General features: G+C 75.6%; 12 protein-coding genes. 4 read left to right on the forward strand and 8 right to left on the reverse strand.

The window, feature by feature from the left end:
• Nucleotides 1-128: 128 nt before the first annotated feature.
• The 4 genes from GSY69_RS12080 to GSY69_RS12095 all read right to left on the reverse strand — a co-directional run bounded on the left by GSY69_RS12080 (nucleotide 129) and on the right by GSY69_RS12095 (nucleotide 5,070).
• Entirely contained in the window at nucleotides 129-494 is a 366-nt protein-coding gene (locus GSY69_RS12080; protein ID WP_160954093.1) for a hypothetical protein, read from the reverse strand.
• A 245-nt stretch (nucleotides 495-739) separates the two neighbouring features.
• The gene (locus GSY69_RS12085) at nucleotides 740-1,528 is read right to left on the reverse strand and encodes a sensor domain-containing protein (RefSeq protein ID WP_160954094.1); all 789 of its coding nucleotides are present in this window, start codon (nucleotides 1,526-1,528) and stop codon (nucleotides 740-742) included.
• Nucleotides 1,529-1,806: 278 nt separating this feature from the next.
• Nucleotides 1,807-3,774 carry an alpha/beta hydrolase gene (locus GSY69_RS14745; RefSeq protein ID WP_235936525.1) on the reverse strand — a complete coding sequence of 656 codons (1,968 nt, stop codon included), beginning with the start codon at nucleotides 3,772-3,774 and terminating at the stop codon, nucleotides 1,807-1,809.
• Nucleotides 3,775-4,083: 309 nt separating this feature from the next.
• Nucleotides 4,084-5,070 (reverse strand): CPBP family intramembrane glutamic endopeptidase, encoded by a 987-nt coding sequence (locus tag GSY69_RS12095; RefSeq protein WP_160954095.1) that lies wholly within the window; start codon nucleotides 5,068-5,070, stop codon nucleotides 4,084-4,086.
• A 128-nt stretch (nucleotides 5,071-5,198) separates the two neighbouring features.
• On the opposite strand from GSY69_RS12095, the gene menD reads away from it, so the two are divergent.
• Nucleotides 5,199-7,001: a 2-succinyl-5-enolpyruvyl-6-hydroxy-3-cyclohexene-1-carboxylic-acid synthase gene (menD, locus tag GSY69_RS12100; protein WP_160954096.1), complete on the forward strand. Its 1,803-nt coding sequence runs from the start codon at nucleotides 5,199-5,201 to the stop codon at nucleotides 6,999-7,001.
• Between the two features lie 13 nt (nucleotides 7,002-7,014).
• Here menD and GSY69_RS12105 read toward each other — a convergent pair whose 3' ends face one another.
• The 4 genes from GSY69_RS12105 to GSY69_RS12120 form a co-directional block, all read right to left on the reverse strand.
• Nucleotides 7,015-7,752, reverse strand: coding sequence for a response regulator (locus tag GSY69_RS12105; protein ID WP_160954097.1), 738 nt, complete (start codon nucleotides 7,750-7,752; stop codon nucleotides 7,015-7,017).
• On the reverse strand, nucleotides 7,749-8,918 hold the full coding sequence (locus GSY69_RS12110; RefSeq protein ID WP_160954098.1) for a sensor histidine kinase: 1,170 nt from the start codon (nucleotides 8,916-8,918) through the stop codon (nucleotides 7,749-7,751). The genes GSY69_RS12105 and GSY69_RS12110 overlap by 4 nt, the downstream gene beginning before the upstream one ends.
• A 40-nt stretch (nucleotides 8,919-8,958) precedes the next feature.
• Entirely contained in the window at nucleotides 8,959-9,123 is a 165-nt protein-coding gene (locus GSY69_RS12115; protein WP_160954099.1) for a hypothetical protein, read from the reverse strand.
• 447 nt (nucleotides 9,124-9,570) lie between these two features.
• A complete protein-coding gene (locus GSY69_RS12120) occupies nucleotides 9,571-11,322 on the reverse strand; it encodes an isochorismate synthase (RefSeq protein ID WP_328698866.1) in 1,752 nt (583 codons plus the stop codon).
• A 134-nt stretch (nucleotides 11,323-11,456) separates the two neighbouring features.
• On the opposite strand from GSY69_RS12120, the gene GSY69_RS12125 reads away from it, so the two are divergent.
• The 3 genes from GSY69_RS12125 to GSY69_RS12135 all read left to right on the forward strand — a co-directional run.
• Nucleotides 11,457-12,161: a demethylmenaquinone methyltransferase gene (locus GSY69_RS12125; protein ID WP_160954100.1), complete on the forward strand. Its 705-nt coding sequence runs from the start codon at nucleotides 11,457-11,459 to the stop codon at nucleotides 12,159-12,161.
• Nucleotides 12,158-13,516, forward strand: a complete 1,359-nt coding sequence (locus GSY69_RS12130) for an FAD-dependent oxidoreductase (RefSeq protein WP_160954101.1) — start codon at nucleotides 12,158-12,160, stop codon at nucleotides 13,514-13,516. The genes GSY69_RS12125 and GSY69_RS12130 overlap by 4 nt, the downstream gene beginning before the upstream one ends.
• Nucleotides 13,517-13,599: 83 nt before the next feature.
• On the forward strand, nucleotides 13,600-14,545 hold a 946-nt coding region (locus tag GSY69_RS12135), incomplete at its 3' end, for a polyprenyl synthetase family protein (protein WP_202411083.1).

The raw sequence follows: 14,545 nt of genomic DNA on the forward strand, positions 1-14,545 counted from the left end.
AGCGTGGGACATGAAGGCCTCCTGTGATGCGTGAGCGGTTTGTCGACAGCTCCACTCTCGCAATGGGAGGCCTTCACCTGTCAGCGGGTAGACCGCGATTCACGCAACAACGTCCCTGGACATCACAACTAGCCGCGCGGTGCGCTGAGGTCGCGTTCCCCTGGCGCCCCTGGTACGTCCGGCGCCCCTGGCGCCCCCGGTGTCGAGGCATCGTGCACTATGCGCGTGCACCGCGGGTCCCCCGGTGTACGCACAAGGCTGCCCGCCGTGCGCCCCGAGCTGCCCGCGGCCCGCGCGGCCAGGCCCTCCGCCCGCGCGGCCGTGGCGATGGACACGACTGCGCCCACCAGCGTGACGGGCACGACCTCATACTCGTAGATCGCCACGTTCAGACCCCACAGGTCCATGTCGATGAGCAGCGTGAACCCGTGCAGCGCCAAGCCGCCGCCCACGAGCAGCGCAGCGAACGCCGCGAGTCGGAGGGGCGCTCGCACTCCCGCGGGTCGTCACCGCCTCGACGACCGCACCGGGCGCGAACGCGGCCAGCCCCAGCCGGGCGGCGAACAGCAGCGCACCGGGGTCCAGTGCCGCATGCCACCCGCCGGAACCGGGCCCGCCCGCGAACGACTCGACGGCGTTGATGAAACCGAGGACCCCGGTGATGACGAGGCCCGGCACCAGCCACCACGCGGCGCGGTGCAGTGGGCGCAGGCCATAGCGCGCGGGGAGACGGGTCATGTCAGTCCAGTGCCGCGAACAGGGACGCGGCGGCCTCGGCGGCCGGCTGCGGATCGTCCGCGCTGAGGTTCTCCGCGCTCACCAGCGCCGTTCCGCTCACCGCCCAGACGGCTGCCGTCTTCGTCTGCTCGCCGGAGAGGTCCCCGGTGATGACGGCGGCCCGCGCGGCCTGCGAACCGTCGACCGCGACGTCGCGCGCCTCGACCGTGAAGGGCGCCGTGCGACCGCCGATGTCCAAGGTGAAGGAGGCGCAGCGGTCGAGTGCCCGGTCCACGGTGTCGTAGGCTCCGCGCGCCTGGCCGGGGGAGTCGTAGGACACGACGGCCAGCGAGTGGTCGCTGTCCTCGGTGAGTCCCGCCACCGCATCCTCCTCGGGGGCGTTGGTGGCCAGCACCTCCTGCGCGAGGCCCTTACAGTCCGCAGGGGTCGACTTCGCCTTCTCCAGCTGATCGAGCATGGCCTCGAGCTGCGCCTTCGTCTCCTCCGACATGGGCGCGAACGCCTTGCCGCCCGCCTTCGCCTTGCGCACCGCGGCCTCGAGCGCCGAGCGGTCGACCTTTTCCTGTGGGCCCTGCGTCTCCGGCGCCGAGGTGCCCTCGCCCTGCGCGCTCGCCGTGCCGGCCGTCGGCGCCGAGGTCGCACCGCCCTGTGCATCGTCGGGATCCGATCCGTGGTCACCGGCCGGGGTGCAGCCCGCGAGGGCGAGTGAGGCGACGAGGGCCAGGGCGGGCAGAGCGCTGCGCCGCGGGCTCCGCCCGGTGCGCGCAGCGCCCGGGGCGGCCGTGGGCATCGGGTGGGTGTGTGGCGGATGCTGGGCGGGGGTGCGCATGCTGCTGCCTTCGTCGCAGGGGCCGACCGTGTCGGTACCGCCGACGCTAGCACGCGGCCGTGGCCGTGGACCCGCCCGGCGAGCGGGCAATCGCCGCGCCGCGGCGGGCCTTCGCGCTGCGTGTCCGGCGGGCAGGCACACAGGATGACGGCCCGTGGACGAGGCGGCCCGCGGACGAGGCGGCCCGCGGGCGAGGTGACTCGGGCACCCGGGTCACCGGTCCGGGAGGGCGCGAGCCCTCAGGCGAGCGCAGTCGGCGCGGCGACGATCCGCACCTGCGTCAGCGCCTCCTGGCCCCACGTGCGGAAGTGGCGCGTCCGCGGGCCCGGGACGATGGGATCGTGGAGGGCCGCACCCAGGCGGCCCGTGAGGTCGAGGCGCCCGTGTGCGTCCGCGCGCACGGAGAACGCGCTGCCTCCCAGCGGTGAGGCCACCTCGCAGAGGTACAGCGCCCCCGGCCGGTAGAGGGCGGGCGTGCGGACGCGGAACGTGCCCGCCCCGGTGAGTGCGAATCCGTCCCGTCCCGCCGTGAATACGGTCTCCTGGCCCCGCCACCGTGAGAGCGCGACGTACCACCCGTCGGAGGCGAACACCGGTTCTGCGGTGCGCACCGCGGTGCGCTCACCCGCTGTGCCTGCTACTTGCGCGGGCGGGGATGCGGGGCCGGCGGCAGTTGCGAGCGAGGCGCGCGGCACACGGGCCGGGGCCGGCTCGGAGCAGCTCGCAGCCGGAACTGCCGCCCCTGTGAGAGCGGCACCGTCGGCGCTCGGCTCCGCGGCCCTTCCGGTGGCACCGGCCCGCTCCCCGGTGCCCCGGCGGCCGGTGGCGCACCCGGTCCCCGTGCCGCGGCCGATGCCGTCGCCACGTTCGGGGCCGTCACCACGAGCGAGGCCCGAACCGCGAGGGAGGCCCTCACCGCAGTCGAAGCTGTCACCACGACCTCGGGCGCCCAGGGAGCCGAGTTCATCACCGGGGCCAGGAGCAAGCTGGACGAGGCCGCCACCGTCATCGGGAGCGAGCCGGCCGAGGCCGCCGAACTGGTCGGGCTCGCCACCCCTGTGGTGGTCGTCGAGCCGGCCGGGGCGGTGGGACCGCTCGAGCTCGGCGAGGTGGCCCAACCAGCGGTGCAGCTCGCGCTGCCACGCGTGCCAGGAGTGCGCACCGGCCGGCCGCGGATGCCAGGCATGGTCGATACGCAGTTCGTCCAGCCGCGCGTGGAACCGCTCGCCCAGGGCGCTCACGGCGGCCTCGAGGCGGTCCGGGCCCGCGGCCGCAGCGGGGTCGTCCGGGTCCGGTCGGCCGGATCCCGCGGTGAACCACAGGTCCGTCCCGCGCAGTCCCGCCGCGAGCGCCAGCGGGGAATTGTCCTCCCAGCGCTGCCGCGAGGTCCGCACGGGCCCGAACAGCGAGTGCGCGCGTGCGCCCTCGCGCAGCGCCACGATTTGGAAGAGCGGCGGGGCGGCCAGCGGGTCGAGCGGCGAGGAGAATGCGGCCGCGGCCCGGCAGGAGCCGGGCGCCCACGCGGCGTACTTCATGGCCCCGTACCCGCCCATCGACAGTCCGGCCAGCAGGCGGCCGCGGGGCCCGGCCCGCACGGAGTGGAGCTCGGCGATGAGCGCGGGAAGCTCGATGGTGTGGAATGCGGGCCAATCGAGGATCGAGCCGTCGTCGAGCGCATGGCGCGAGTAGGAGGCCGCGCCCGCGTCCGGCATGACCACGAGGTGGGGCGAGTGCGCCGTCAGCGCCTCCGCGTTGCCCAGGTCGGTCCACGAGCGGAAGTCGTCCCCGCCGCCGTGGAACAGGTAGAGCGCGGGGGCCTGCTCGCTGGGCACGCCGGGCAGCAGCACCCGCACCCCCACCGTGCGGCCCAGGGCGGGGGAGTAGACGAAGAGCTCCCGCAGCCGGTCCGAGAGCTTCCGCTTCTCCCGCACGTGGATCCGGCGGGCGGCCGGCCCGGTGGGCTCGGCGCCCAGGGGCGCAAGCGTCTCGCTGCGCGCCGGGTAGGCACCGGCACGGCGGCGGGCCGAGGTGAGGGCGCGCACGGCGCGCGCGCCGAGCCCCAGCGCGGCCCGCTGGGCCAGCGAAGCCCGGGCCGGCGCTGCAGTCGGGCCAACACCGGCCGGCGCCTCGGCGTCCGCGGGCACGACGACATCGCCCCAGTTCAGGGCGGTGGGCAACGGTGCGGAGGCGGGAGAGCGCAGGGACATGGCGGGACCTCGGGCGGTGGGCGCGGTGAACGGCGAACCGCCGGCGCATGGCCGGCGGACTGCGACTATACGGCGCGAAGGTGAACAGGCCCGTGCCTCTTCGCGCTCGCCCGCGCTCACTGCGCTTACCCCCGCGCAGCGCGCCTGGCCGCGCCGAACCGCGCTCACCGCACCTATCCGCGCTCACCGGCGCTCACCCGCGCTTACTGGGGGAGCCCGCGCGCTCCCCGTAGGCGGCCCTCCCTCGGGCTCCCCAGGTCTCGGGCCCCGCACCCCGGGCTACTGCCCATCGGGCCCCCGAACCTCGGGCTACTGCGGTTCGGTCCCCCGCGGGTCAGGCTCCCGCGCCTCGGGCTCCCGTGCCGCCCTGCGCTCGCGGCGCACGGGCCCCACGATCATCCCGTGCTTGAGTGCCAGATGGAGGATGCCGCCGGCGGCGATCACGGCCACGGCGATTGTGAGGACCGAGCCCTCCATGCCCATTGTCCCGCCGGTCAGCCAGGCGGGGCCGGGCCACTGCGCGGTGAACAGGCCGTGGGAGTCCCCGGTGCCGGAGATGTCGGAGGAGAAGATGCCGCCCTGCACGAAGTTCCAGGAGATGTGGATCGCGATGGGCAGCCAGAGGCGGCGCGTGAGGATGTATGCCCCGCCCAGCAGGCCGCCCGCGGAGACCATGATCCCCACGGTGCCCAGCCACGTCGCCTCGGGATTGGTGAGGTGGACCGCGCCGAACAGCACCGAGCTGAGGATGAGCGCCCACCACGTGCCCAGCCACGCGTCGAGGATGCGCAGCAGGAAGCCGCGGAACAGGATCTCCTCCATGAAGCCCGCGCCGATCCCCGCGGCCAGGGCCAGGAGGATGCCGCCGGAGACCTCGACGCCGGTGATGCGGTAGCCGCCGAACAGCGCGATGAGCCCCACCGAGCCCGCGATGAGCACGGCGCCCACCCCCAGCCCGATCGCGATCTCCAGCGGCACGGACGAACCGCGCAGCCCCAGCCAGGGCGCCTTGCCGATGGTGCCCACGATGAGGGCGTAGAGGACGAGGGCCACGAGCGCGCCGGCGCACATGCCGATCAGGTACTCCCCGCCCGTGAGCTCGCCCGTGCTGCCCACGAGCGCGCCCGTGTTGAACACGTGGGCGAGGACGCTCACGGTCCCGGCCACGAGCTGCGCGAGGACGAACGCCACCGCCCCCGCGACGAGCTGCCACACCCGGTGCCGATCGCTGCGCTCGACTGCCGGCCTGTGCGGGGCTTCGGCGGCGGCGTAGGGATGGGGAGGGTACGAACTCATAGGGGCCATCGTAGTGCCGGGACCGTGCCCGCAGCGGGCCTCGGCCGGGCGCGCGCAGTGGCCCCGCCAGCCCCGGCCGTGCCGGGCGGCTGCGTCGGCACACCCCGAGCGTCTGGTTGAATCGGGATGTGAACGACTCCACCGCGCTCGCCCGCGCCCTCGTCTCCGCTCTCCTCGGCGCCGGAGTGCGCCACGCGGTCATCAGCCCGGGTTCGCGTTCGGCTCCGCTGGCCTACGCACTGGCCGCCGCCGATGCCGCCGGCGCCCTCACCGCCCACGTGCGCATCGACGAGCGCGACGCCGCCTTCCTGGCCCTCGGGATCGCCAAGGGGGAGCGGGCCGCGGGCCGGCCGCCCGCCCCGGTGGCCGTCGTGACCACCTCCGGCAGCGCCGTCGCCAACCTCCACCCGGCCGCGCTCGAGGCCGCCTACGCCCACCTCCCGCTGCTCCTGCTCACCGCGGACCGGCCGGCCCGCCTGCGCGGCACCGGAGCCAATCAGACACTCGACGCGCAGCACCGCGCGCTGCCCGAGGTGCGCGCGGCCCTCGACGTCCCCGCGGGGACGCCGGGCTCCGCCGCCGAGGCGCTGGTCGCCCAGGCGCTCACCGCGGCCCTGGGCACCGGGCTGGCCGCCGGGCGGCCTCCCGGCCCCGTCCAGCTCAACGTCCAGTTCGACGTGCCGCTGGAGCCGACCGCGGACGACCCGCCGTTCGCGGTCGCGGTGCCGGCAGTGCAGGCTGGTGTGCCCGGAGCGCCCGTTGGCGCGTCCGCGGCCCCGGTTGGTGCGTCGGCGGCCCTCGACGCCGGGTTCCTTACCGCGCCCCGCGAGCGCGCGGTGATCCTCGCCGGCGATGCGTTCGGCTGGTCCGCCGCGCGGGCGGCCGCGTTCGCAGACGCCACGGGCCTGCCCGTGCTCGCCGAGCCCACCTCGGCCCTGCGCGAGCTGCCCGGCGCGGTCCCCGCCCACGCCGAGGTGCTGGCCGCGCATCCCGAGCTCACGGCGGAGATCCGCACGGTCTTCTCATTCGGCAAGGTCACGCTCTTCCGCCCCGATGCGCGGCTCCTCGCCGCCCCGGGTGTCGCGGTGCACCGCATCCAGGCCGATCTGGACGCGGTGAGCCCCGGTGCGTGGGAGGAGGCCTGGCAGGCCGCGGGGGCCGCCGCGGGGCTCGCCCCGGACGCCGTGGGGCTGCGCTGGGCCGAGCGCTGGCGTGCGGCGGGTGCGCCGCAGAGCGCCGACCCCGCGGAGCAGGACGGCGACCAACGGGAACAGGGCACCGGACTGCCACGGGCGGCGCAGCCTGCGCGGACCGAGCAGCCGGAGCGGACCGAGCAGGAGGAGCCGGCCGCTGCGCGGCCGGCCGCGGAGCCCCAGCCGGGGGCACCTCGCCCGCTCGATCCAGCCGCCGCCGTTCGTGCGATCGCCGCGGCAGGGGGCGAGCTGTTTGCCGCCAGCTCGTCGGCCGTGCGCTACCTGGACCGGGTGCCCACCTCCGGGGTGCGGCTGCACGCCTCGCGGGGCCTGGCCGGAATCGACGGGCTCATCTCCACGGCCGCGGGCACGGCGATGGGGCTGGGCCTCGATCCTGAGTTGGACGCACCGCTGCGGCTGGTCATCGGCGACGTCGCCGCGCTCCACGACGTGGGCGGGCTGCTGCGCGAATCCGGCGAGGCACCGCCGCACCTGCAGGTCTTTGTCCTCAACGACGACGGCGGGGCGATCTTCGCCGGCCTGGAGCACGGCCAGCCGCACCTGCGGCCGTTCTTCGACCGCTACTTCGGCACCCGCCACGGCCGCACGTTCGAACATCTGGCCCGCGCCTACGGCTGGCACTACGAGCGCTGTGCGGATGCCGCGGCCATCGCCTCGGCCGCTGCGGCCGGGCGCCCCGGGGTCTACGAGATACCGCTGCCGCCCGTCGGGGGCTGAGCACCGGCCGCGGCTACGGGGTGCGCCCGCGGCCCAGCGCCTGCCGGATGGCATCGGCGCGGTCCCGGGCGGGGAGCTTGGCGAAGACCGCGTTCACATGCGTCTTCACCGTGGGCATCGACACGAACAGGGAGCCCGCGATCTCGGCGTTGGTGAGCCCCTGCGCCATCAGGGCGAGCACCTCGGCTTCGCGCGCCGTGAGGTTCGCGTGGCGCCGTCGCAGGCTCGCGGGCGAGGCCTCCTCCTCTCGCTCGTCCCGTGTGGAGTCACCGCGGGCAGGCCGCGCAGACCCGTCGGCCACGGGCGCGGCCGGGGCGGGAGCGAGGCCCTGGAGCAGGCGCGCTCCGACCTCATCGGACATCGCCGTGGCCCCGGCGGCGACGGCGCGGATGGCCGCGGCGACCTGGGCCCGGGAGGCGTCCTTGGTCAGGTAGCCCGCGGCGCCGGCCCGCAGCGCCTCGGCGATCGAGGCGTCGTCGCCGAACGTCGTGAGAACGAGCACCCGCACCGAGGGCGCCTGAGCGCGCAGGAGGGCGGTCGCCTCCGCGCCGGATACGCCCGGCATGCGCAGGTCCATGAGCACGACATCCGGGTGCACCTCGCGGGCGATCGCGAGTGCCTGCGCGCCATCCGCCGCCTGCCCGACCACGTCGACGTCGGCGAGCAGCCCGAGCACCGTGGCGAGGCCCTCGCGCACGATCGCCTGGTCGTCCGCGACGATGACGCGGATCGGGGGGCCGGACTCGCTCACTCCGGGCACCCTTCGGCGCGTGCGCGGGCATGGAGGCTGAAGGCGCCGTCCGCGGTGCCGGCGCTGAGCTCGCCCCCGGGCAGCTGCGCGAAGCGCTCCCGCATCCCCCGCAGCCCGTTGCCGCCGCCGGACTCGGCCAGGGCACCGGGCGCGAAGGACAGCGCGTTCGCGACGTCCAACGTCGCCCACCCATCGCACACGGCGTATGCGAGGTCGACGGGCTGCCCGGGCGCGTGCTTGCGGGCGTTGGTCAGGGCCTCCTGCGCGGCGCGATGGAACGCGGCGGCAGCGACGGGGGACACCGCGTCGTCGGGGCCCGCCTGCGCTCGGACCTCCATTCCCAGTCCGCGCGCCTCCGCGACGAGGGGGTCCACGGCGGCGCTCAGCGAGGCGGACCGAGCGGGGGCCTCGGCCGGGGGCTCGCGCAGCTGGGCCACCGCGTCGCGCGCCTCGGACAGCCCGGTTGCGGCGAGGGCGCGCGCCGCGCCCACCGTCCGGGCCGCATCGTCTGCGCGCCCGGACTCGAGCAGCGCCTCGGCGGCATCGAGCTGCACGACAAGACCGCCCAGTGAATGGGCGAGCACGTCGTGCAGCTCGCGGGCCAGCGCCTGCCGGTCGGCCAGCACCTGCCAGCGGGCGGTGGCCTCGAGTTCGACCTCCCGGGCGCGGGCAGCGGCCAGCTCTGAGCGGCGCACCTGCCGGCGCGCCGCACCGAGTGCCGCCATGACGCCGACCATGGCCAGCTGCACCGGCAGCCAGCGGAGGTCCTCGCGGCCGTGTGGCGTCAGCGCGGCCCCGACCAGGGCCAGGGCGGTAAGGACCGCCAGGGCGGCGCCGTGCCAGGCGGGGCGCTGGGGCTCGGCCAGCGTGCGCACCAGCACGATCGCCAGCGGCACCGCGGTGAGTCCCAGGCTGCCGGTCAGTGCCAGCGAGGCGGCCAGCACGCCCAGTGCGGCAAGGGGCAGCGGCACCCGGCGGCCGAGGGCGGCGCACACGCTGAGGGCGGCCCAGACGGCGATCGCGAGCGCGGCGAACAGGGTAGGGAGGGTGCCCACCGGGATGACGATGAGCGCCGTCGTCACGGCGGCGATGCCCACGCCGGAGCGCACGAGGGCGAGCGCTGCGCGGTTCCGGCCGAACCCGGGTGCGGCGTCGCCCACGGTCATCGTCGTTCCCCTCCTCACGGTCCCGCGTGTGCGGGGCGGATCAGCGCGCGCGGTGCGGGGCGCGCGGCGCCTCCTCGAGGGCTGCCGTGCGCGAACCGAGGACCGCGGCGGCGCCCGCGCGGTTCGCGGCCACCAGCAGCAGGATCGTACCGCTGGAGACCGCGAACTCGATTCCCGCGACGTGGGCTGCGACGCCGATGGCCACCCGGACCAGGAGCAGGCCGACGAAGACCAGGAGGCCTGCGGCGCCGCCGCGGGCCTCCCACCGCGGGGCCGTCTCGGGGTTCTTCCCCGCTGCGGCCGCAGCGTCGTGAGACGCCCCATCACGACACCGGAGGCCGCACCGACCAGGAGCTCGACGGCGAGGAGCGCGCAGGCGGCGAGGGTCATGGCACCCAGCTGCCCGGTCACGACCACCAGGCCCGCGCCGATGCCGCCGAGGATGAGGGCGGATCTCCACGGCCGGGCCGCATCGAGGGCTCGCCACCGCAGCTGGCGGCGCCCGATCAGCGCGATGACCGCCGCGACCACGACGACGGTGGGGAGGATCTGGCCGAGGGGTCCGAGGAACTGGGTGAGGGGCAAGCCGAGCATGATGCGGTCCTTTCGTCTGACGATGGGACCAGCATCCCGGCCGAGCGCAGGGGGCGCCTCAGCCCACGGGTGGGGATTCGGGTGGAGAAAGGCGGCCCGCCGTGTCACCGGTCTCGCCTCCCGCCTCGTCCGGCAGGCGGGCGCCGAGCGCGCGCAGCATGGGCGCGAGCTTCGCCGCGGTCTCCGCCAGCTCCGAATCCGGGTCCGAGTCCGGCATGATGCCCGCGCCCGCCCACAGCCGGATTCGGTTGCGCGCCTCGAGCTGGCCGCAGCGCAGCGCGATGCCCAGCTGCCCGTTGCCGCGGTCGTCGAGCCATCCCACGGGCCCGGCGTAGCGGCCGCGGTCGGCGCCCTCGAGCTCGGCGATGAGCGCGGCCGCCGCCGCGGGGGGCACGCCGCCCACGGCGGCGGTGGGGTGCACGCGGCGTGCGACCTCGAGGATGGACGGCGGGGCCGCGGGCGACCCGGCGGCCTCGCCGTCCCCGACCTCGTGTTCGGAGCCGGGAGCCCCGCCGGAGCCAGCGCCCGCGGCCGATCCGGTGGGGGCCAGCGTCCCGCGGGCGTCCGAGGCGAGGTGGATGACGTTGGCGAGCTGGAGCAGGTGGGGTTCGGCGTCGACGTGGAGGTCGGGGCTCAGCGGGCCCAGCGAGGCGGCCAGCGAGTTGATGGCGAAGCGGTGCTCCGCGCTGTCCTTGGCCGCGCCCAGCTGGGCGCGCGCGGCGTCGAGCTCCGCGGCCGGATCCTGCTGCACGCGGTACGTCCCGGCGAGCACGCGGGAGGTGACGGTGCCGTCCTGCACCCCGATGAGCAGCTCCGGGGTGGCGCCCACGAGGCCGGCCACATCGAATGTCCAGCACGAGGGGTAGTCGGCGTTGAGCCGGCCGAGCACCGCGCGCACGTCGATGTCCTCGACGGTCTCGACGACCGCGTCGCGGGCGAGCACGGCCTTGCGCAGCCGTCCGGCCTCGCCGGCCGCCCCCGCGCCGCCTGCGGTGGCGGCGCCGCCGGATTCGCCGGGGGAGCCGACGGTGCCAGGGGAGGCGGCGGCACCGGGGGAGCCATGCGCCCCAGTGCCGAAGGCGGTCACCCGGCCTCCCGCCTTCGAGGCATCCGTCTCGGGCAGGCCCGCCGCCGAGGTGCCAATCACCGAGGTGCCGCGCATCGCCGCGCTCGCCTGGGCCACATTCGCCCGGTAGGCCTGCGCGCTCACGCTGCCGGGCAGCACCCGGGCGCCCACCGGCGCGCGCAGGGGCGAGGCGGCGAGTGCGAGGCCGGCGGCATTGTCGCCGTCCGGGGCGATGTCCGTCAGCCAGACCCGGCCATCGCGGCGGCCCATGAGGTAGCGCGGCACGTCGATGACGGAGTGGGCCCGCGAGTCAGGCGAGAACGCGAGGGCCGTGAAGCCCACGAGGCCCGCGCCCGGCAGGCCCACGCCGTCGTCGATGCGGGCGCTCGCGACGAGCGCCCGCCAGGCGCGGTCGAGGACCGTGAAGCGCGAGGGGAGCGCCGCCTCGTCTGCGGCAACTGCGCCTGGCACCCCGTTCCCGGCCACGGCGCCCGGCCCCGCGGTCCCGCGCGTGCGCAGGCGCACGGCTCGCCCGAAGCCCACGAGACCGGAGGTGCCGCGCACCCAGCAGCTGAGCTCGTCGACCGGCAGCTGTGCGAGGAACTCGACGGGCGCGGTGGGCAGGCCCGCGCGGAACGGGCGCGGGGCCTCGGGGCTGACGCCGTCGATGAACCACGAGCGCACCCGCAGCGCCGGCAGGTCCGGGAGCTCCACGGCGGCGGGGTCCAAGTCCACGGTGATCACGGCCCCATGCTAGCGACGCCGCCACAGGTCCGGTGCCGGGAGCCCGCGCGGCAGCGAGAGCACGCGCGGCGCCGGGATCCCGCGCGGCGCACCCGGAGTGGCGCGCATGCCCCGCCGGTTGCGATCATGGGGGCATGAATCGCGCGCACCTGGACAAGCAGGCATCGGAAGTCGCATCCATGTTCGACGCCGTGGCCGACCGCTACGACCTGACGAACGACGCGATGACATTCGGCATCTCGCGCCTGTGGCGCATCGAGATCACGAAGGCCGTCGACCCGCACCCCGGTGAGCGGATCCTCGACCTGGCCGCCGGCACCGGCGCCTCCTCCGTGCCCTATGCGCGCGCCGGCGCCGAGGTGACGGCCGGCGACATCTCCACTGGCATGCTCGAGGTGGGCCGCCGCAAGCACCCGGAGATCGACTTCGTCTACGCCGACGCGCTGGACCTGCCGTTCGACGATGCGAGCTTCGACGTCGTGACCATCACCTACGGCTTCCGCAACGTGCAGGAGCCCCAGGCCGCGCTCGCGGAGATGCTGCGGGTGCTCAAGCCCGGCGGGCGGCTCCTCGTCGCCGAGTTCTCCACCCCCACGCTCGCGCCGTTCGCCCGCTTCTACAAGGGCTACATCATGCGCGCGCTGCCCGCCGTGGCGCGCGCCGTGAGCTCGAATCCGGAGGCCTACGTCTACCTCGCGGAGTCCATCCGCGCGTGGCCGGACCAGGACGCCCTCGCCCACCTCATCCGCGATGCCGGTTTCGACCAGGTGCGATACCGCAACCTCACCGGCGGCATCGTGGCTCTCCACCACGCCCTCAAGCCGGTCCCGGGAGCATGAGGGCACTCGACTTCGACGCCGTCGTCGTGGGCGCCGGGCCCGCCGGCTCCACCGCGGCAGCGCACCTGGCGGCCGCCGGGCTGAGCGTCGCGCTGCTCGAGAAGTCCGCCTTCCCGCGCGACAAGGTGTGCGGCGACGCACTGACCCCGCGCGCGGTCCGCGAGCTCCAGCTGCTCGGCATCGACCCGCGCGAGGAGGACGGCTGGCACCGCAACCGGGGGCTGCGCCTCATCGGCGCGGGCCACCGGCTGGAGATGGACTGGCCGGCCGTCGACGGGATGCCGGACTTCGGGCTCACCCGGGCCCGCACGGGACTCGACGCGGCGCTCGCCGACCACGCCCGCGCCTCGGGAGCGGAGCTGTTCGAGCACACGTTCGCGCAGGAGCCCGTGCTCGGTGCCGACGGCGGGGTCACCGGCGTGCGCGCCGTCGCAACGGACTCCCGCGGCCGCAAGACCGGTGACGAGACGCTCTTCCGCGCGCCCGTCGTCATCGCCTCCGACGGGGTCTCGGCCCGCATGGCCGTGGGGCTGGGGATCGAGAAGCGCGCGGATCGCCCCATGGGCGTGGCCGTGCGGACCTACTACTCCTCGCCGCGGGCCTCGGACGATCGGCTGGAGAGCTGGCTGGAGCTGCGCGCCCCTGCGCAGGCACCCGCTGGCGACGCCGCCGGAGCGGGCCGCGCTCGGCGCCCGCGCGAGGGCGAGCGCGGCGAGGCCATGCCCGGCTACGGCTGGCTCTTCCCGATGGGCGACGGCACGGTCAACGTGGGCCTGGGGATCCTCGACTCCTCGCCCCAGTTCGGCACCGTGGACTACCGCGGAGTCCTGCGCGAGTGGATTGCCGCGATGGGCCACGAGTGGTCGATCGGGGAGGACACGATGGTCGCGAAGGTGCGCAGCGCCGCGCTGCCCATGGCCTTCAACCGCACCCCGCACCTGCGCGCGGGAGTGCTGCTCGTGGGCGATTCCGCGGGGATGGTCAACCCGTTCAACGGCGAGGGCATCGACTACGCGATGGAGTCCGCGCGCCTGGCCGCCGAGGCCGTGTCGACCGTGCGGCGCTACCCGCGCGCGGCCATGCACGCCGCCCTGCGCGAATACCCGGACCGGGTGCGCGGGGCGTTCGGCAGCTACTTCACGCTGGGCCGGATCTTCGCCTCGCTCATCGGCAGGCCCGCCCTCATGAGCGCCGGTCTGAAGTACGGTATGGGGAGCGAGACGCTCATGCGGTTTGTCGTCAAGCTGCTCGCCAACCTGTATCGCGGCGGGGAGTCCGACGAGCGCGACCTGTACGATCGCATCATCGTCGCGCTGGAGACACTGGTCCCCGCGACGGACAACAGGGACCGCTGATGGACCGCACTGCGCAGCCCGCGCCGCGGAATCCGGCACGGGGCGGCGCGCGCACCGCCGCGCGAACGACCATGGAAGAGGACATGACGAAGGCTGCCGACACCCCCGCCGCGCGCTCGCGCGACCGGGGGCCGCTGACGCCCGGGTCCTTCGCGGCAGCGGGCTCCGGGCTCGCCGAGGAGCTTGCCGAGCGCCTCGGCGACGTCGAGGAGATCCTTGTGACCGCCGTCGCCCAGGCCGACCACCTCGCCGACGAGGCCTCCCACCACCTGCTCGCCGCCGGCGGCAAGCGGGTGCGGCCCATGCTCGTCCTCCTCACCGCCCAGTTGGGCGACGGCTCGCGGCCCGAGGTGCGCAGCGCCGCCGCGGCCGTCGAGCTCATCCACCTCGCGACCCTCTACCACGACGACGTCATGGACGATGCGCCGCTGCGCCGCGGTGCCCCGGCGGCACAGCACGTGTGGGGCAACTCCGTGGCCATCCTCACCGGCGATCTGCTGTTCGCCCGGGCCTCGCTGCTGAGCGCCCAGCTGGGCGTCGAGGCGGTCCGGCTGCAGGCGGAGACGTTCGAGCGGCTCGTCCTGGGCCAGCTCGCCGAGTTCTCCGGGCCGCCCGCCGGGGCCGACCCCATCGAGCACTACCTGCGCGTGCTCGCGGACAAGACCGGCTCGCTCATCGCCGCCGCCGGCGAGTTCGGGCTCATCTACTCCAACGGCCCGCGCGAGCTCATCGGTCCCCTGCGCGACTTCGGCGAGCGCGTGGGCATCGCCTTCCAGCTCGCCGACGACCTCATCGACCTGGCCGGCGATGGAGCGAAGACCGGCAAGACGCCGGGCACGGACCTGCGCGAGGGCGTGCCGACGCTGCCCGTGCTCTACGCCCGCCGCGCCGCAGCGGCCGGCGATGCGCAGGCGGCCCAGGCCATCGCGCTCCTCGACGAGGACCTGAGCTCCGATGCCGCGCTGGAGGCCGCGCGGCGCGCGGTCGTCGCGCTGCCGGCCACCGCGCAGGCCGCGGCCGAGGCCCGAG

Origin of the sequence: Brevibacterium rongguiense, assembly GCF_009857845.1 — a bacterium.
In the GTDB taxonomy this organism is placed as follows: Bacteria; Actinomycetota; Actinomycetes; order Actinomycetales; family Brevibacteriaceae; genus Brevibacterium; species Brevibacterium rongguiense.